The following is a 17,972-nucleotide window of genomic DNA, read 5'->3' on the forward strand; positions in this document are numbered from 1 at the left end:
CTAATTAGTTACAATTTACAACAACACTCGGTTCATAACTTACAACCTGAAATATCCGGTTACAAGTAAGTCTTCAACCGCTTCGTGCGATACGTGTTTTTCAACTTTTTGATGGCTTTTGATTTGATCTGACGTACTCTTTCGCTGGTAAGTCCTACCCGATCCCCAATCTCTTCCAAAGACATTGGCAAATAACCACCCAGCCCGTAATACATACGCAAGATCGTGGCATCCCGCTCATCTAAAGTGGATAAATAACGATCTATCTCCGTCCGCAACGAATCAGCGTTCAACTCTCTCTCCGCCTCCGGTATCGAGTTCTCGCCGGTGATCATCACGTCGTATAAATTAGACGCGTCCTCGTCACTCGTCAACGGGGCATCCATTGACAGGGGACGACTGGCAATCCGCATACTGTCTTTCACTTCTTTTTCCGGAACGTCCATCTCCCGGGCAATCTCCTCGGCTGTCGGCTCCCGCTGAAATTCCTGTTCCAGACGGAAGAAAAATTTGTTCACCTTGTTTATACTACTGATTTTATTCAAGGGTAAACGTACCAAACGCGAGTTCTCGGCAATTGCCTGCAAAATAGACTGGCGAATCCACCACACGGCGTAAGAAATGAATTTGAATCCTTTCGTCTCATCAAAGCACTCTGCCGCTTTGATCAAACCCAGATTCCCTTCGTTGATCAAATCACCCAGACTCATACCGTTGTTCTGGTATTGCTTGGCCACGGAAACCACGAAACGAAGATTACTCTTCACCAGAAGCTCTCGTGCGGCTAGATCTCCGGCTCGTATTTTCTTGGCTAGCGCAACCTCCTCGTCCGGCGACAACACGTCGATCTTCCCAATCTCCTGCAAGTACTTTTCGATTGAAAAGGAATCCCTGCCAGTGATTTGTTTGCTGATTTTTAACTGTCTCATAGGTCTCTTTAGTAAATTGGCTTAAAGTTAATAATCTATTTCAATAAAACAAATATCAGAGTATATTTTTTCATGTCCCTTCTGCAAAAGTATACGACAAGATTCTAACTTTGTTGTGACAAACTTCGAATTAACCGAAGATAATTTTGCAATTTTCTTTGGCACAATCAAAAAAATACCTACTTTTGCAGTCCGAAGTGAGAAAATAATAACATAAGATAATATCACAATGAAACGTACATTTCAACCATCCAACAGAAAGAGAAGAAACAAACATGGTTTCAGAGAAAGAATGTCTACAGCTAACGGTAGAGCAGTATTAGCTAGAAGAAGAGCTAAAGGAAGAAAAAAATTGAGTGTTTCTGACGAGCGCAGACACAAACAATAATATAAAAAGCTGCTTATCAGCAGCTTTTTTTTATTTTAGCCATCTCCTCTCCAAGGTAACAAGATATATTCCTTACCCTTCCCCTCCACTATGATTACATCCTCTTCACTTGCCTGACGTAGCATATACACACGTGAGCGTTCATGCTTCGAAGATGCTACGTTCATGCTACGTTCATGGTATAGACAAGGGGTAACCAAGCCATGGCTCAAACAAGGAGAATATCCGTGAAACAAGGTAGCTATTTCCCGTCCTTTTCCCGCTCTATCGCCGATTTCATCGGGCTATTCCCGAATACATACGTTTTTTTTCTGTTTGTCCGCGAGCCGCAACCGCAGCAATCACCGCATCCCCCGTTCTTACGACCGGAACGGAATAACCGATAAATGCCCCTTCCCACGAAGAATAGCGCCACGGCAACAATTATATATGTAAGTATAATCTGCATCACTCCTTTAATTTTAGATTGACTCATTCATTTATATCAACAAGTCCAATGCCTGTTTCAACACGAAACAAACAACCCATGCCAACACGGTCGTGTAGCCCATGACGAAGAACGCCCATTTTGCCCCGATCTCTTTCCCTATCGCGATCAATGCCGCAAAACAAGGAGAATAGAGTAACACGAAAACAATAAACACGATAGCGATAACGGGCGTAAAACCATGTTCTTTCAGCCGCGTCACCAGTGCCGAACTTGCCGCCTCATCGTCCTCGTCGATATCCTCACCTTGATAGAGCACTGCCATCGTACTCACCACGATTTCCTTGGCAGCAACACCCGTCAACAAGCTCACCCCGGCTTTCCACTCGAAACCGAGAGGCGCCCAGATGGGTTCCATCACCCGACCGATACGACTGATATACGAACTTTCCTGACGTTTGATCACTTCTTCCCGGTGCAAACTTTCCAGCTTGGCTTCCTGCTCCGCCTTCAACATCTCGGCGTTACCGGTTCCCGAGGCTATTTCCACCTCGTACGCTGCCGCGACTTCCGCCTTCTGCTTGTCGTATTCCGCCGCCAATTCCTTGTCCACGGGGAAATAACCGAGAGCCCAAATCACGATGGAAGCAAGCATGATGATACCTCCCATCTTTTTCAGGTATTGCTCGCCTTTACTCCACATGTGGCGAATCGTAGTACGTAATGTAGGCATACGGTAAGGCGGCAACTCCATCACGAAAGGCACTTCCTGTTTGTGGAAAAGTACCCGTTTGAATAATTTCGCCATCACGATTGCCGCTAAAATACCTATCAAGTAGATACCGAACAACACCAATGCCGCGTACTCCTTGAAGAAAGCCCCGACTAACAGTATATATACCGGAAGACGGGCACTACAAGACATGAAAGGATTGATCAGTATCGTCAATATCCGGTCACTGCGATTCTCCAGCATACGCGTGGACATGATTGCCGGCACGTTACACCCGAATCCCATGATCATCGGGATAAAACTCTTCCCGTGAAGCCCGAGTTTATGCATGATTTTATCCATGATAAACGCCGCACGCGCCATATACCCCGTGTCTTCCATGAACGAGATAAACAGGAACAGGATCAAGATGTTCGGCAAAAACACGATCACACTACCGACACCGCCGATAATCCCGCTTACCAACAAATCCTTCAACGGTCCCGCGCTCATATTGTTTTCCACGAATGTACTCAAGGCGGCAACTCCCGTTTCGATCCACTCCATGGGATAACTGCCCAGACTGAAAGTGGCAAAAAAGGTCGTGAACAGGAATAACAGGAAGATCGGGAACCCGAATAATTTATGCGTCACGATAGCGTCGATATATTCTGTTTTACGCCGCCGGTTGACGGGACTTTCCCGGTAAGTTTCTTTCAGCGCCCCGGAGATGAAACCGTACTTCGTGTCAGTGACCACCGCTTCCACGCTCTCCCCGAACGTGGATTCGATTTTACACACATTCTCCTGAACGGTATTCATCAGTTTTTCCCGCGGCTTATCCTTCTCCGCGAAACGCGTGATTTCCTTATCTCCCTCGAGTAACATCAGTGCCATGAAACGAGGCGACATATTGCAGGTCAATTCTTTCTCATCCGCCAATTCCGAACGAATGGCAACGATACCGTCCTCGATCTCCTGCCCGTAATTGATATGAATATGCCGTACGGTTTCGCTTCTTCCCTCGTACACCTCGATAATCTCGTCCAAGAGTTGCTTGACTCCTTTTCCTTTCGAGCCGATCGTCGGCACCATAGGCATCCCGATCATCTTACCCATTTTCCGGTAATCGAATGTCGCTCCGGAACGCTCCAGTTCGTCGAACATATTTAAGGCAATCACGCCTTTCACGTCCATGTCTATCAACTGGGTAGACAGGTACAGGTTGCGTTCCAGATTGGACGCATCCACCACGTTGATAACCACGTCGGGAGCGTGATTCGTGATATATTCCCGCACGTATTTTTCTTCGTTCGAGTAGGCTGAAATGGAGTAAGTACCCGGCAGGTCGACCACGTTAAACTCGTACCCGTTGAAACGGAAAGTCGCTTTCTTCGCGTCCACGGTCACCCCGCCGTAATTCCCGACATGCTCCTGCGAGCCGCTCATGTAATTGAACAGGGTGGTTTTCCCGGCGTTCGGGTTGCCGACCAAGGCGACATGAATATGCTTGTCCCGCCCTTCCCAATGCTTGGCAAAGGCCTCCTCCGCATCTCTCGCGGATGCTGAAATCCCGACGATATTGCTGGCTTCTTCCAGTGAAACAATCTCGATAAACGCAGCTTCTTGTCGCCGCAAGGATATCTCGTACCCCATGATCGAGTATTCTATTGGATCATTCAAAGGAGCGTTTTTCACGGCTTTGACTACCTTACCCCGTATAAATCCCATTTCATTCAGACGCTTACGGAAAGCCCCGTATCCTTTCACTTTCGTTATCACGGCGCTCTCGCCGGTCTTCAATTCTGACAATAACATATTTGCATCTTTCTGGTTTCGCATAGCAAAGGTATTACTTTATTTTTATTTTTTCTAAATAAACACAGAAAAAAAAGTCCATAGACCTTACGACCTTATGGACCTTACTTTATTAACCCTACAAGTCTAAAAAAAGAAAACTTTTCTTTTTTAATTCGTATAATCAATAAATAGCTTATTTTTGTAATATGAAAGCAGAAGATAAAGACAACAGAGACGAGAAGAAATGGGGTAACGTGAACGAGTTTTTGGCAAAAAACGCTTCACAACTCAATATCATGGAAGAAGAAATAGACGTGGAGGTGCAACATCACTTTATGGCACTTCTTGAATTTTTGATGAAGGACAAGACGAAATTCAAGATGCTGATAGAAGAAGCTCCCCAGTTGACGGATGAATTGTACAACGAGTCCGTCAGTGAAGACAAGAAGAGAAAGATTCTGGCTGTACTGGCCACGATAAATGATATAGCGATATACCGGAAGATTGAGGCATTCCAGAAGGAAGACACCCCGTTGAAAAAATGGGCGACCGTGGCGTTGCAACAATCGCGTATGTTGATTCAATCTTCCCTGCTGGATGAATCTACCGTGTTTGTTTCCACGGGACTGGGCGGCCACGGGACTCTATTACGTTATTTCTGTGTTTATATTGCCAACGAGGGGGTGGTTATACAACCGTTCCAATGGGATATTGCCAAGAAAGAAACCGAACTGGTAGTGACCAAGGCTAAAGGAGAAATCGAGAGTTCCGAGCACTTCGATAAATACATCATGTTTACCCTTTTGTTGCCGATTGATGCCGGGTTGAAAGAAATATTCGAAACCATCATCAACGAGTGCAACACGTATGGTAATTTCCTGAAAGAAAACATTATCATTACAAACGTGAAGAAACTTACCCTCGAAGAGATCGACGGTATCGTGAACTCGAAAAACCCGAAACAGGATCGGAAAATCAGTCCAGCATCAGACTTATAAAAGGATGACAGGCTTTGAAACGAGAGGCTAACCCGGGAAAACGTTCCGGGTAATAACCGAATACCAATCGGGTTAACTCTTGCACGGTCAATTCGACGGGTGTTTCTTCGGCGACTTTCCGAGTACAAGCGCCCTCACCGACGATATATATTCCCGTGTTCTCCGGGATTTGTTCATCCGTCACTTTCAACACGAGATGCAGATCGGGATAACGGACAGCATACAACCGCAACACCTGTTCCACGTCCAAGATTCTCGCCATCCCCCGATGTTCGTCATTTTTCCCCGTCGGTAGCGAACGACAGAATATTTCGGCAGTATCCAAACGTGTCATTATCCCCCACAAGAGCGCCTGTTTTACTTCCCCGGAGTCATACAGCCAATCTTTTACCAAAACATGATTCCCCCGCGGCTCGGCAAATGCCATGCCGACAAGGTGATCTTCACGGTTATACGCCACGAGCAAAGCACCTTCGCTTATACGCAAATCCTCCATAATCGTGTTAAAATCCTCCCGGTCATGTTGAATACAACAGGGACGACGGAGCATGACATCTTCAAAATAACGAAACACTTCGTCTGTCAACAAAGCCTCGTCACGAAACGCCTCCACCCTGTAATGCCCCAACACGGGACGATCGAGAATCGTGTAATGTTCGGGTGAGAAATCAAAAATAGTGGCATATCCCATCTTCTCGTAATAGCCGTACAACCAATCGTTTGCCGGGATTAAAGTACTCACGGGGACATCCCGCATTCTCATCACGGCAAAGGCCTCCTGCAATAACTTTGTCATGATTCCCCGCGCACGGGCCAGAGGGTGGGTACAAGCGCCCGAAATATACCCCGTCTGCAACAAGGTTCCGGCGAAGGTCATCGGGTAAAGCGGCATTTGCAGCGCCGCAACAGCATCACCTTGCCTATCACGATATACAAGAGTGTTTTCGTCTTTGTATTTCTTGCTGAAATAGAAACGAATAAACTCTTCCGTATCGTCAAAACACAATCGCCACAAATCCATTACCTCTTGTTTCATGCCATTTTCAATTTTCGATTAATTGGGCATACCCTTTTTCCAACAAAATCACGGGACGATAAGATAACTTCGCCTTTCGTAAACCGACTAATCCCAAGTCTTCTTCCCGGTTCAAGTAAATATATTTTTCCGGAATATGCAAGGCAAATTCTTGATTCAATATATTATAAGCCCCGTCGATACGGCTGTCCGCTTTCTCGATATGCACGGCAAAAGTATCCCTATTCACGGGAGCGCCATAGGTAAAACCGACAATCTCGTCATCCACCCAAAGCGCACCGCCCGTCAGTTCCAACTCGTCAAAATGGCGTAACGCGGAGTTCAGTGCTTTTCGCTCGTTAATCAGGCTCTGCTCTTCATCACAACCGTGTTGCTCGCACCATTTCTCCTCCAGTTCGAGGCAATGCGGAATCATGTCCGCCGTCAAGGGAGTGTAACGATAATTGTACGTCCGCTTGAACTTGTTGACATGATTCCGCTTGGGCTGGAAATTCTTACCTTTCAATTCCGCCAATTCTTTCCTTAGATATATATAGTCAAAATAATCCCGATCCAGACGGTAGTCAAATCGTCCGGGGAACTCCCGGTTGAACCATTCTTCCATTTCCGGGAACACGCCATGTATCCGCAAGACATGCCCTTCAGCCTTTGCCTGATCTTTCAATATCCCGATGATTCCTTTCACGTCCCCCGTCCCGACGGGCATCGTGTACACGATACTTTCCTCGTCCAACGTGAAACGCACGATCAGGCAATTATCCACCACGGCATAGCAACTGTTAGTCAGGAACTGCCACGTGTACAAATTCACGAATGACAGGTTGCAATCCCGGTTCCCGCAGGCCAAAAAATACGACGTTATTAACTCTTTATCTTCAATTTTGATCGGTTTAAAATCTATCATATAATTCTATCTTGATTACAATACAAAGATACAATCTTTCATCTCATAGCACTTCTTTCATGTGTCTGAAATTAGACGTGATCGTATCCAAAATTTCCTTTGTCCGTCCGTTGATCATCAACTTGTACATGGATTGCGCAAATCCCAGCATCTGGCTCCACTCTACCTTGGGCGGCATGGCGAGAGCGTTCGGGTCGGTCATCACGTTCACCAGCACCGGGCCGTTTATTTTCATCGCTTTTTCCAGTGTCGATTGAACTTCCTCGGGATCGTTTACCGTGAATCCTTCCATGCCCATGGCTTTTGCCACGAGGGCGAAATCGGGATTCTCCATGTCCGTCTGCCAATCGGGTAACCCGGCAACTTCCATCTCCAATTTCACCATTCCCAACGAACGGTTATTGAACACGACGATTTTCACGGGCAATTTATATTGTACAATCGTGGAAAGATCTCCTAGCAACATAGACAATCCGCCGTCCCCGCACAATGCCCATACCTGTCTGTCAGGATACGCCAGCGAAGCCCCGATAGCTTGGGGAACGGCATTTGCCATGGAACCGTGGTTAAACGAACCCAACATTTTCCGTTGTCCCGTCCCGTGCAGATAGCGGGCTCCCCAAACACAAGTCATCCCGGTATCCACGGCAAAGATCGCGTCTTTCGACGCTAACTTGTCCACGACAGACATCACGTATTCCGGGTGAATCCGATCTTTCTCGCCGTGTACTTCCACGTAAGCATTCAAATTCTCCTTTACCCGTTCGTACCCTTTCAATTGTTTTTTCAAGAAATCATCGTCTTCTTTTTGCTTGATCCGAGGCAGCAAAGCCTGCAATGTTGCTCTCACGTCGCCGCAAAGTCCCATGTCAACCTTCGCCCGTCGTCCCAATCGTTCCGGTTTTATATCAATCTGAACGATCGTGTTATTCTCCGGCATAAAAGGCGCATAGGGAAAATCCGTACCGAGCATCACGAGAACCTCCGCCTCGTGCATACTGTCATAACCGGAAGGCATACCTAATAACCCGGTCATACCAACCTCGTTCGGATTATCGTACTGTATTTCCATTTTGCTTTTGAAAGAATAAGCCACGGGAGCGTTCAACCGATATGACAATTCCACCACCTCGGCATGAGCATCTTTCGCTCCCATCCCGCAAAATAGAGTTATTTTCGTTTTATTGTTCAACAAGGCTGCCAGCTCGTCCAATTCCTTGTCGGAAGGACGGATAGACGGTTGAGTCGGGAAAGGGTGCAAAGATGAAAAAATATCTACCGAATCTTTCGCCGTCACATCTCCCGGAATACCGACCACGGCAACACCGTGCCGGGATAACGCCGTTTGCATTGCCGCCTGCAACATACGGGGCAATTGAGCCGGTGTAGCTGCCACTTGATTATAATAACTGCAATCATCAAATAATTTTATCGTATCGGTTTCTTGAAAATACCGGGAACCGAATTCCTCGGTCGCCATTGTCGATGCCAACGCCAGCACCGGAGCCCCGGAACGATGAGCGTCATACAGACCGTTGATCAGATGCACGTGTCCCGGTCCGCTACTCCCGGCGCAACAAGCCAACTGCCCGTGAAGCTGCGCCTCGGCTCCTGCCGCATAAGCCCCGACTTCCTCGTGTCGCACGTGTATCCATTGAATTTTACCATTACGCCGCACGGCGTCATTTATTTCATTCAAACTATCGCCTGTCACGGCATAAATACGTTTCACTCCGACTTCTACCAGTATTTCGACCAATTGTTCTGCTACTTTTTTCGCCATATCCTGTAGTTTTAATATTGTTTTCTAATCTCTACAGGTAAACGTAAAATGAGTTTGTAAAGTTATAAAGTTTGTAAAGTTTATAAAGTAGAAAACCATAAGGTCTACAAGGTCGCGGGAGTTCCCCGGAAAAATTTATCAGCAGCTTTGCTACCGTGAACAAAACACCCGCGGGGTCAACGACCTTATAAACTAATTTATTTTCGGCGCCAAGAACGCCCCTACCCGCGATATATTTGCCACACCGCGACATTCACGGATTATTACACGGATGCCGTCTGTTTCCGTATCCGGGAAGCGCAAAAGACGCTTGTACCCGATCGTGGTGCCCTCCGCGACGGGTTTCCATTCCCCGTTTACGCGGACTTCCACGGTGAAGGCTTCTACCCGCTGCCCTTTGCTGATATCTTCCTGCAACATAACAGTGTTGACCACGGCACCTTTATTTAAGGCATATTCTTTCTGCTCACCCGGTTTTGCTGTCCACGGACGAGCCCAACGAGAGGTATAATCTTTCGAGAATGTCTTTTCTATATATTCACCGAACTCTTTCAGGCGAGCCGCGTCATTCTCGTGAATCACACCCCGTTTATCCGGCGGTACATTCAATAACAAAGAAGAATTACATCCCACGGAATGGAAATAAATGTCCACCAATTCCTTCAATGACTTTACTTTATTATCTTCATAATCATGATAGAACCAACCGGGACGGATAGACACATCGACCTCGGACGGATACCAAAAAAGCTCAGTAGCACGGGCAAGTACATGCCTGCTCCCCAGATCACTGGTATAGGAATCCAAATGCAACCGCTCGTTTCTCACGCGGGCATTTGGGAACACCTCCGGCACCAATGCCGAGGCACTCCACTCCGTATCTCTCCCCCGACCTCTTTCGTTCCCTACCCAACGGACATCGTCACCGCAAATTGCCGTGACAGCATTGGGTTGCAATTTATTGATTGTCTTCATGATCGCTTCCCAGTTATATGCTTGTTTCTTCCCGTTCGGTCCCTCGCCGTTTGCCCCGTCGAGCCATACTTCGTCCACCTTGCCATAGTCGGACAACAACTCGGTCAATTGTTGTATAAAAAACTCGTTGTATCTCACGGAATCGCCATAGCAGGAAGCATTCCGGTCCCACGGGGAAACGTACACGCCGAATTTCATCCCATTCCGCTCACAGGCTTTCTTCACCTCTTTGACCACGTCCCCTTTTCCGTTTTTCCACGGGGAAGAAGCCACCGAATGTCGGGTTGTCTTCGTGGGCCACAAGCAAAAACCGTCATGATGTTTCGCGGTAATGATCACCAGTTTGAAGCCACCCGCTTTCAATACCCGCACCCATTGGTCCGCATCCAGAGCCACGGGATTAAACATCGCGGGGAACTCTTTACCGTCCCCCCACTCCTGTCCCGTGAAGGTATTCATCCCGAAATGGATAAAAGCGGTCATCTCTAATTGTTGCCACGCCAATTGCTTTTTCGAGGGAATCAGCCGTGACGCCATATCCACTTTCTCTTCCAAGGTTGCCTGCCCCGGGAAACATACCTGTTTCTCGTAAAACTTCCCTTTCTGCGCCCCCGCCGGTAAAATACACGTGCATAATAACACCCCCAGTATATAGAATGATTTCACCATGATTATCAATGTTAATTAATGAATGTAAAAATAAACTTTTTTTCTCATTCAGACAACATATTCTCCCACTTTTACGTTTCATAGGGAGTAACGTAAAAATTTTACCGTATGAACACAAACAAAATAACTGAAATCCTTGGAGATCAAAGTGAATTTCTTCTAAATCACTCTTGCAGGACAATTGACAAGTCATTGATTCACGCCCCGTCGCCAACCACAATCGACGATATATGGGTACCTTCCGACAGAAATACCCGCACGTTAAACAGCCTGCAATCCATTCTGGGACACGGACGTCTGGCAAACACGGGATACGTGTCCATTCTACCCGTGGATCAAGGCATCGAACATTCGGCAGGTGCATCATTTGCCCCGAACCCGCTCTACTTCGATCCCGAGAATATCATAAGACTCGCCATTGAAGGTGGCTGCAACGCAGTTGCTTCAACATATGGCGTACTCGGCTCGGTAGCCCGCAAATACGCTCACAAGATACCTTTTATCGTGAAAATCAACCACAACGAACTTCTGACTTACCCGAACCAATATGACCAAACCTTGTACGGCACGGTAGAAGAAGCTTGGAACATGGGTGCCGCCGCCGTGGGTGCCACGATATACTTCGGTTCCCCGGAAAGCAGGCGTCAGATACTGGAAATCTCGGAAGCCTTCGCTCACGCCCATGAATTAGGCATGACCACCATCCTCTGGTGTTACCTGCGAAACGAACACTTCAAGAAAGACGGCACGGATTATCACTCTGCGGCAGACCTTACCGGACAAGCCAATCATTTAGGAGCCACGATACAAGCCGACATCGTGAAACAGAAGCTCCCCACGGTCAACGGTGGCTTTACCGCTTTAAAATTCGGGAAAACGGACGAATGCGTATATTCCCGCCTCACGTCTTCCCACCCGATAGACTTGTGCCGTTATCAGGTAGCGAACAGCTACATGGGACGGGTCGGTTTAATCAATTCCGGCGGAGAATCCAAAGGTGCATCCGATCTGAAAGAAGCCGTGATAACAGCCGTCATTAACAAGCGAGCCGGCGGCATGGGACTTATCAGCGGTAGAAAGGCTTTCCAGAAACCGATGAAAGAGGGCGTAGAATTATTGAACGCCATTCAAGATGTGTATCTGGACAAAACGATTACTTTGGCATAGAAAAACTAAAAGATAAAATCCCTTTCATCCATCCGGACAAGTATTTTTTATTCTATCTTTGTGAGGAAGACTAAACCCCGTTCGACATGGATGAAAGTGTACTCAACAAGCTCAAAATCCTCGCTGAATCAGCGAAGTACGATGTTTCATGTGCATCCAGCGGAACTTCCCGTTCTCACAAAAAAGGACAAATCGGAAGTGCCGAGGGATGGGGTATATGCCATAGTTTCGCGGAAGACGGACGCTGTATTTCGTTGCTCAAAATCATGCTCACGAATAACTGCATATACGATTGTGCTTACTGTATAAACCGCAGGAGTAATGATTTGCCGCGGGCTACTTTTTCCGTGACGGAGTTGGTCAACTTGACGATAGAGTTTTATCGACGGAATTATATCGAGGGACTATTTCTCAGTTCCGGAGTCGTTCGTAACCCGGACTATACCATGGAACGATTGGTTCGGGTGGTGAAAGACCTCCGGCAAGTGTACAAATTCAACGGGTACATCCACATGAAAAGTATCCCCGGTGCCAGTCAGGAACTGGTGAACGAGGCGGGGTTATACGCCGACCGGATGAGTGTGAATATCGAGATTCCAAACGAGCAGAGCCTGCAACTTCTCGCCCCGGAAAAAGACTTCCAGAGCGTATTCACTCCCATGCGCTTTATTCAGCAAGGGATGTTGCAAAGTGCAGAGGACAGAAAGAAGTACCGACATGCACCCCGTTTTGTTCCGGCAGGACAGAGCACGCAAATGATCATCGGCGCCACACCCGACAAGGATAAAGATATACTCGGGCTTACTTCCGCCCTGTACAAGCGCCCCAGCATGAAACGGGTTTATTATTCGGGATTCGTGCCCGTCAACGCGTACGATCATCGGTTACCGGCTCTGAAACAGCCGCCCCTTGTTCGGGAAAACCGATTGTATCAAGCCGATTGGCTGCTTCGTTTCTACCATTTCAAGGTGGAAGAAATCGTGGATGATTCCTATCCCGATCTTGACTTGGAGATTGATCCCAAACTGGCATGGGCGTTACGTCATCCCGAAGCCTTTCCCGTGGACGTCAACCGGGCAGACTACGAGATGCTGCTCCGGGTCCCGGGGCTTGGCGTGAAGTCTGCTAAAATGATTGTCACGGCACGCCGTTATTCCCGTTTAGGGATGGCTCAACTCAAGCAGATAGGCGTCGTGTTGAAAAAAGCACAATATTTCATCACCTGCCACGAATTGCCAACCAAAACCGTCAATGAATTAAAACCGGAGAATGTTAGACGTATCCTAACCCAAAGGGCAACCCGGAAAATCGACGACGGGCAACTGATTATTCCATTCGACTTTGTCAATTGAAATCTTATTAATTTATGATTTATGGTTTACGATTAAAAAAACTTGGCAGATAGAAAAGGAAGAAGCGTTAGCTTGTGTGGCTGGAATCTTAAATCAAAAATCACTAAATCTAAAATTGACACATGGTTATTTTCATCTACGATAAGACATTTGAAGGGTTGCTGACCACGGTTTTTGACGCGTATAGTTACAAAAAGTATCCGGATGTCTTGCTCGGGGAAGGTGAAACGCTACCGCTATTTTATGACAAAAGTTTCACGGTAACGACGGACACGGAAAGGAGTGAACGGGTATGGAAAGGACTGCAAAAGAAATTGTCAGCCCCAGCCCTTTCTCAACTCACAACGTGCTGGTTATCGGAACTGCCGGGGATTGATCTTTTGTTATTCCGCTATATACGCAAGGCGATAGACGCACCGCGCTCCATTGAACTTAACTTCGGCGATCCGGATGTATTGGAACTGTCCAAAGTATTCAAGCAAGTGAAAAACGAACGCCTCCGGGTTATCCAGTTCCTGCGTTTCCAAAAAGCCGCGGACGGCACGTACTTCGCCGCCTTGAAACCCTTGTATAATGTTCTCTCGTTGGTTATCCCTTACTTGCAAGACCGTTTTGCCGACCAGCAATGGTTACTCTATGACCTAAAACGAGAGTACGGTTACTACTATGATCTAACCACGGTCACGGAAGTACATTTCGAACAAAAAGAGGGACATCTTCTCACCGGGTTCCTCGACGAGAGCATCATGGACCAAGACGAAAAGCTCTTTCAGCAACTTTGGCAAACCTACTTTAAAACGATCGCTATCAAAGAGCGCCTCAATCCGAAACTACACCGTCAGAATCTCCCCGTCCGCTTTTGGAAATACTTGACTGAAAAAAGAAAATAAACATCCAACACCTTAAACACCCAAAACGCTAATGGCAAGGGAACCATTCCAAGCCTTTTCCAGAAGTACTGTCGTTCATGAACCGTTGTTCAACCGCTCTTGAACCGTTTCCAAACGTCTATAAAACGACAGGACAACAAAATATGCTGGAAGTTTGTCAAGTTGTCGGTCGAATATCATCCCAATCCGCACCCCCATTCGCTCCTATCAACCAGTTAAACGCGTAATGACGTTCCATCACTATTCCACCGTCCAATGAAGCAGGCATTTCTTTCCCATTGATACGGGCATCCACGCATGCCCAATCATAACGCAATGTCAAGTCAGCCTCATCCAGAATCTCCTCTTTACCCCGTGTTTCGCCTAACCCTAAAATAGTCCCTTTCTCTTGGTTATCAAAGAAAAACCGGGCTATAAACGGGACATCACAAATCTCCGAGGGATAGGACAACTCCGCGCTCCCTAGTGCCCACAATAGCACGGCACAACACTCGTACCGCCACAAGAATTGAATACAGTCATGCTGTTCCGGTGAAGGATTTTCAAGATAAGTTTTCTCCAAGGGAGTCAGTTCGTCCATAATATGATAACTTTCATCTATTTTCTGCACGAAACTCAATCCTTCCTCTCGATCGGGATTCTCGGACAACATTACCTCCGAATACAATGCCACGGCAAACAACGCTGTCGCCCTATGGGCTATTTCTTCCGGGGTACGAATAACTGCTTCACTGTCCAATACCTCGCAAGGCAAATGCTCTATATAAGGTACACCTTCCTCTTCCAAACGGACAATAGAACGCTCTCTACGATACTGATCCACATCCGTGGGTGCCGAACGTCCGACTTCCAACAAATCGGAGTTTGCCACCGGACGAAAAGTCTCGTACTCACTCTCGCCTCGTGCCGAAAAAAGCAGTTTACCCTTACTGTCATACAGGCTCATGCTTGGGTAAAGCACGAAACCGTTTATATCTGCCGCAACATCAAAAATAGTATTCACGATATAATTCGTCCGCTCCCGATTATCATCAACCTCGAACTCTATACCCACGACACAATTGAAACAATTGACCTGACGAAGTACTTCTTCCTTGATAGCGGTCAATTCGGTTTCCGCCTGCGCAAAAAAATTCGCCATCCCGTTCGTGTGTTCTGCCACCCGCTCCGCCTCGTCCTTGGTCTGCATCATTGAACAACGAATCACCGAATCGTCCTGCAACACAAACATCCAGCGATTATTGTCGGGCGTGAACATTTTAGTTACCTCACGGAACCGCTTTTCCATAGATTGTGCCACCCGGTCGAAATCACCGATTACCGTGTAAAGAGTCAAATTTGCTTTCTCCATAAAATCGTTTTATAATTCATACAAATATAGAAACTCCTTTCGAGAAAGCAATATTCTCTATTTTCCGGGGCAAACGCGTCAAAACGCTTTTTGCCCCGCCCAGTTCATAAAGTTGAGCTTTCAGCTCATAAAGTTTATAAAGTTCATAAAGTAACGGGCGTCCTTCGGACAAGGTTTACCGGCAGCTATGCTGCCGTGGACAAAGCGCCCGTTAGGGGTCATAAACCTTATAAACTTTATAGACTTTATAAACTTTTGACTAAAAAGGCAAAAAGCGTTTTGACGCGTTTGCCCTGCCTATTTTTCCAAAGAAAAAGAGTAAGGGAAATCCGTATCACCGGTTCCTCTCGACTTATTCGGGCGTTCACTCATACGGAACTCTATCCGTCCGCCACCATGCAAGTCTTTATGTGTGACGTAATTCTTCGTGTAAACTCGTTTATTCAATTTCATCCGGTCGATATAGCGACGCATATCGTCTGTCCCCGGGGCAACAATCTCCATCTTTTTCCCGTTCTCGAAATGAATCGTAGCTTTCGGGAAAAGCGGTGTACCCAGCACGTATTGCTCCGAACCCGGACAGACGGGATAAAAACCAAGCGCCGAGAACACGTACCATGCCGATGTCTGCCCGTTATCCTCGTCCCCGCAATAACCGTCCGGTCCGGGCGTGTACATCCGGTTCATCACTTCCCGCAGCCAGTACTGCGCTTTCCAAGGTTGTCCGGCATAATTATACAAGTATATCATGTGCTGTATAGGTTGATTCCCATGAGCGTAATTCCCCATGTTCATGACGGTCATTTCCCGGATTTCATGAATTACTCCCCCGTAATAACTCTCGTCAAACAGGGGCGGCACGGCAAAAACAGAGTCCAGCATCTGCACGAAAGACTCTTTTCCTCCCATTAAATCAATCAACCCTTGAGGGTCGTGGAATACCGACCACGTGTAATGCCAACTATTCCCCTCCGTGAAAGCGTCACCCCATTTCAGGGGAGAGAAGGGCGTCATAAAAGTGCCATCCTGATTCTTTCCCCGCATTAACTTGGTTGCGGGGTCGAATAAATGTTTATAATTCATCGCCCGTCGGGCAAATCGTTCCACTTCCTCTGCCGGACGCTCTAACTTCTTTGCTAATTGACAAATACACCAATCATCATAAACATATTCCAATGTACGCGCGGCACTCTCGTTTATCCCCACGTCGTAAGGCACGTATCCCAATGTATTATAATACTCGTGTCCAAAACGTCCCGTGGAAGAGGTTTTCGGGTGCACGTGTTCCGTGCCGTGTATCAGCCCCTCGTACAGTGTTTTCACCTCAGCCACCCGCACGCCTTTCAAATAAGCATCCACGAGCACAGAAGCCGAATTATTCCCGACCATACATCCCCGGTGTCCCGGGCTTGCCCATTCCGGGAAAAAGCCGCTTTCCTTGTAAGTATTAATTAATCCCTCCTGTATTTCCTTGTTCCGGGAAGGATAAACCAGATTCAACAAGGGAAACAGACAACGGAATGTATCCCAAAATCCCGTATCCGTGTACAAATATCCCGGCAACACCTCTCCATTATATGGACTGTAATGCACCGTGTTGCCCTCCGCATCTATTTCATAAAACTTACGGGGAAAAAGTACCGAACGGTAGAGGCAAGAATAAAACACCCGGTATTGGTCCAACGAACCTCCTTCTACCTGAATAGCTCCTAACACTTTATTCCATGCCGCTTTACCCCGCCCGACCAAGGTTTCGAAATCGTCGTTTCCCAACTCTTTCAAGTTTATTTCAGCCTGTTCCGGGCTTATAAATGAAGATGCCACGCGGGCGTGAACCTTCTCCCCTTTTTTTGTCCGGAAGCCAATCACGCTTCCCACGTGATGGGATTGCTGTACTGAATCGTCACTCAATTTCCCGTCGACAAACGTGTGTTTATACTCGAATGGTTTATCAAATTCTATCACGAAGTAATTCTTGAAATTCTCCGGCACACCGCCACTATTTCGAGTAGTGTATCCCACGATCTTGTTATCTCCCTCGATACAGACAAATGAACCTCGGTCAAAAGCATCGACAACAATATACGAATGTTCGTTCTCCGGAAAAGTAAAGCGGAAAAGAGCCGCCCGTTCTGTCGTCGTGAACTCCGTCACCACATCGTGCTCGGCAAGATAAACCTTGTAATAATAAGGTTTCGCCACTTCCCCCTTATGCGAGAACCAACTGGCACGCCGCTCCTGCTCGAACTCCGGTTTCCCGACCACGGGCATCAGCGAGAATTGACCGTAATCATTAATCCATGGACTCGGCTGATGCGTCTGTTTGAATCCCCGTATCTTGTTTGCCGTGTAGACATAAGCCCAACCGTCGCCCATTTTCCCCGTCTGGGGCATCCAGAAATTCATTCCCCACGGACGGGCAATCGCCGGGTAAGTGTTCCCTGCCGACAACTCGAACGTGGACTGTGTACCCATAAGCGGATTCACGTACTCCACGGGCTCAAAAACAGTTTGAGCTCGCGCAGGAATACCCACGCCGAGCCACAAACAAACTAAAACACAAACATAATATCTCATAAACACAACGTATT

The 17,972-nt window shown here is 47.2% G+C and carries 14 protein-coding genes and 1 pseudogene; 5 read left to right on the forward strand and 10 right to left on the reverse strand.

Translation table 11 applies throughout. The annotated features are described in order from the left end of the window. Positions 1-59: 59 nt before the first annotated feature. Positions 60-929 (reverse strand): sigma-70 family RNA polymerase sigma factor, encoded by an 870-nt coding sequence (locus tag H8S64_RS19750; protein WP_099293819.1) that lies wholly within the window; start codon positions 927-929, stop codon positions 60-62. A gap of 229 nt (positions 930-1,158) precedes the next feature. Here H8S64_RS19750 and rpmH point away from each other — a divergent pair, with 229 nt between their 5' ends. Then, positions 1,159-1,317 carry a 50S ribosomal protein L34 gene (gene rpmH, locus H8S64_RS19755; protein ID WP_099293820.1) on the forward strand — a complete coding sequence of 53 codons (159 nt, stop codon included), beginning with the start codon at positions 1,159-1,161 and terminating at the stop codon, positions 1,315-1,317. Positions 1,318-1,352: 35 nt separating this feature from the next. Here the strand turns inward: rpmH and H8S64_RS22640 are convergent, their stop codons facing one another. The 3 genes from H8S64_RS22640 to feoB form a co-directional block, all read right to left on the reverse strand. Then, a complete protein-coding gene (locus tag H8S64_RS22640; protein ID WP_255302085.1) occupies positions 1,353-1,484 on the reverse strand; it encodes a hypothetical protein in 132 nt (43 codons plus the stop codon). Between the two features lie 74 nt (positions 1,485-1,558). Continuing rightward, complete coding sequence (locus H8S64_RS19760; protein ID WP_186978501.1) at positions 1,559-1,765, reverse strand: FeoB-associated Cys-rich membrane protein; 207 nt, start codon at positions 1,763-1,765, stop codon at positions 1,559-1,561. A gap of 31 nt (positions 1,766-1,796) precedes the next feature. Next, positions 1,797-4,274: a ferrous iron transport protein B gene (feoB, locus tag H8S64_RS19765; RefSeq protein ID WP_186978502.1), complete on the reverse strand. Its 2,478-nt coding sequence runs from the start codon at positions 4,272-4,274 to the stop codon at positions 1,797-1,799. Positions 4,275-4,462: 188 nt separating this feature from the next. On the opposite strand from feoB, the gene H8S64_RS19770 reads away from it, so the two are divergent. Further along, entirely contained in the window at positions 4,463-5,254 is a 792-nt protein-coding gene (locus H8S64_RS19770; RefSeq protein ID WP_099293822.1) for a hypothetical protein, read from the forward strand. Here the strand turns inward: H8S64_RS19770 and H8S64_RS19775 are convergent. The 4 genes and pseudogenes from H8S64_RS19775 to H8S64_RS19790 all read right to left on the reverse strand — a co-directional run. Continuing rightward, positions 5,232-6,290: a GNAT family N-acetyltransferase gene (locus tag H8S64_RS19775; RefSeq protein WP_186978409.1), complete on the reverse strand. Its 1,059-nt coding sequence runs from the start codon at positions 6,288-6,290 to the stop codon at positions 5,232-5,234. The two genes, H8S64_RS19770 and H8S64_RS19775, sit on opposite strands and share 23 nt — an antisense overlap. A 7-nt stretch (positions 6,291-6,297) precedes the next feature. Further along, entirely contained in the window at positions 6,298-7,194 is an 897-nt protein-coding gene (locus tag H8S64_RS19780; protein ID WP_186978410.1) for a DUF2156 domain-containing protein, read from the reverse strand. 43 nt (positions 7,195-7,237) lie between these two features. Further along, positions 7,238-8,977 (reverse strand): thiamine pyrophosphate-dependent enzyme, encoded by a 1,740-nt coding sequence (locus H8S64_RS19785; protein WP_099293825.1) that lies wholly within the window; start codon positions 8,975-8,977, stop codon positions 7,238-7,240. 207 nt (positions 8,978-9,184) lie between these two features. Beyond that, positions 9,185-10,618, reverse strand: a pseudogene (locus H8S64_RS19790) (alpha-L-fucosidase); the annotation flags it as partial. 111 nt (positions 10,619-10,729) lie between these two features. Between H8S64_RS19790 and H8S64_RS19795 the strand changes: the two are divergent. From H8S64_RS19795 to H8S64_RS19805, 3 genes are all read left to right on the forward strand, one after another. Next, the gene (locus H8S64_RS19795) at positions 10,730-11,788 is read left to right on the forward strand and encodes a class I fructose-bisphosphate aldolase (RefSeq protein WP_186978412.1); all 1,059 of its coding nucleotides are present in this window, start codon (positions 10,730-10,732) and stop codon (positions 11,786-11,788) included. A gap of 86 nt (positions 11,789-11,874) precedes the next feature. Further along, a complete protein-coding gene (locus H8S64_RS19800) occupies positions 11,875-13,140 on the forward strand; it encodes a putative DNA modification/repair radical SAM protein (RefSeq protein ID WP_186978413.1) in 1,266 nt (421 codons plus the stop codon). Between the two features lie 122 nt (positions 13,141-13,262). Then, the gene (locus H8S64_RS19805) at positions 13,263-14,030 is read left to right on the forward strand and encodes a TIGR03915 family putative DNA repair protein (RefSeq protein WP_186978414.1); all 768 of its coding nucleotides are present in this window, start codon (positions 13,263-13,265) and stop codon (positions 14,028-14,030) included. A 157-nt stretch (positions 14,031-14,187) separates the two neighbouring features. On the opposite strand, the gene H8S64_RS19810 is transcribed toward H8S64_RS19805, so the two are convergent. After that, positions 14,188-15,381 (reverse strand): DUF4272 domain-containing protein, encoded by a 1,194-nt coding sequence (locus H8S64_RS19810; protein ID WP_186978415.1) that lies wholly within the window; start codon positions 15,379-15,381, stop codon positions 14,188-14,190. Between the two features lie 297 nt (positions 15,382-15,678). Beyond that, positions 15,679-17,958, reverse strand: coding sequence for a GH92 family glycosyl hydrolase (locus H8S64_RS19815; protein WP_186978416.1), 2,280 nt, complete (start codon positions 17,956-17,958; stop codon positions 15,679-15,681). Positions 17,959-17,972: the final 14 nt, after the last annotated feature.

Source organism: Butyricimonas hominis (assembly GCF_014287455.1).
Taxonomy (GTDB): Bacteria; Bacteroidota; Bacteroidia; order Bacteroidales; family Marinifilaceae; genus Butyricimonas; species Butyricimonas muris.

Coding starts and splice junctions, on each gene's coding strand:
- H8S64_RS19750 (WP_099293819.1), bottom strand. CDS start 929: ATGAGACAGTTAAAAATCAGCAAACAAATCACTGGCAGGGATTCCTTT.
- rpmH (WP_099293820.1), top strand. CDS start 1,159: ATGAAACGTACATTTCAACCATCCAACAGAAAGAGAAGAAACAAACAT.
- H8S64_RS22640 (WP_255302085.1), bottom strand. CDS start 1,484: ATGAACGTAGCATCTTCGAAGCATGAACGCTCACGTGTGTATATGCTA.
- H8S64_RS19760 (WP_186978501.1), bottom strand. CDS start 1,765: ATGCAGATTATACTTACATATATAATTGTTGCCGTGGCGCTATTCTTC.
- feoB (WP_186978502.1), bottom strand. CDS start 4,274: ATGTTATTGTCAGAATTGAAGACCGGCGAGAGCGCCGTGATAACGAAA.
- H8S64_RS19770 (WP_099293822.1), top strand. CDS start 4,463: ATGAAAGCAGAAGATAAAGACAACAGAGACGAGAAGAAATGGGGTAAC.
- H8S64_RS19775 (WP_186978409.1), bottom strand. CDS start 6,290: ATGAAACAAGAGGTAATGGATTTGTGGCGATTGTGTTTTGACGATACG.
- H8S64_RS19780 (WP_186978410.1), bottom strand. CDS start 7,194: ATGATAGATTTTAAACCGATCAAAATTGAAGATAAAGAGTTAATAACG.
- H8S64_RS19785 (WP_099293825.1), bottom strand. CDS start 8,977: ATGGCGAAAAAAGTAGCAGAACAATTGGTCGAAATACTGGTAGAAGTC.
- H8S64_RS19795 (WP_186978412.1), top strand. CDS start 10,730: ATGAACACAAACAAAATAACTGAAATCCTTGGAGATCAAAGTGAATTT.
- H8S64_RS19800 (WP_186978413.1), top strand. CDS start 11,875: ATGGATGAAAGTGTACTCAACAAGCTCAAAATCCTCGCTGAATCAGCG.
- H8S64_RS19805 (WP_186978414.1), top strand. CDS start 13,263: ATGGTTATTTTCATCTACGATAAGACATTTGAAGGGTTGCTGACCACG.
- H8S64_RS19810 (WP_186978415.1), bottom strand. CDS start 15,381: ATGGAGAAAGCAAATTTGACTCTTTACACGGTAATCGGTGATTTCGAC.
- H8S64_RS19815 (WP_186978416.1), bottom strand. CDS start 17,958: ATGAGATATTATGTTTGTGTTTTAGTTTGTTTGTGGCTCGGCGTGGGT.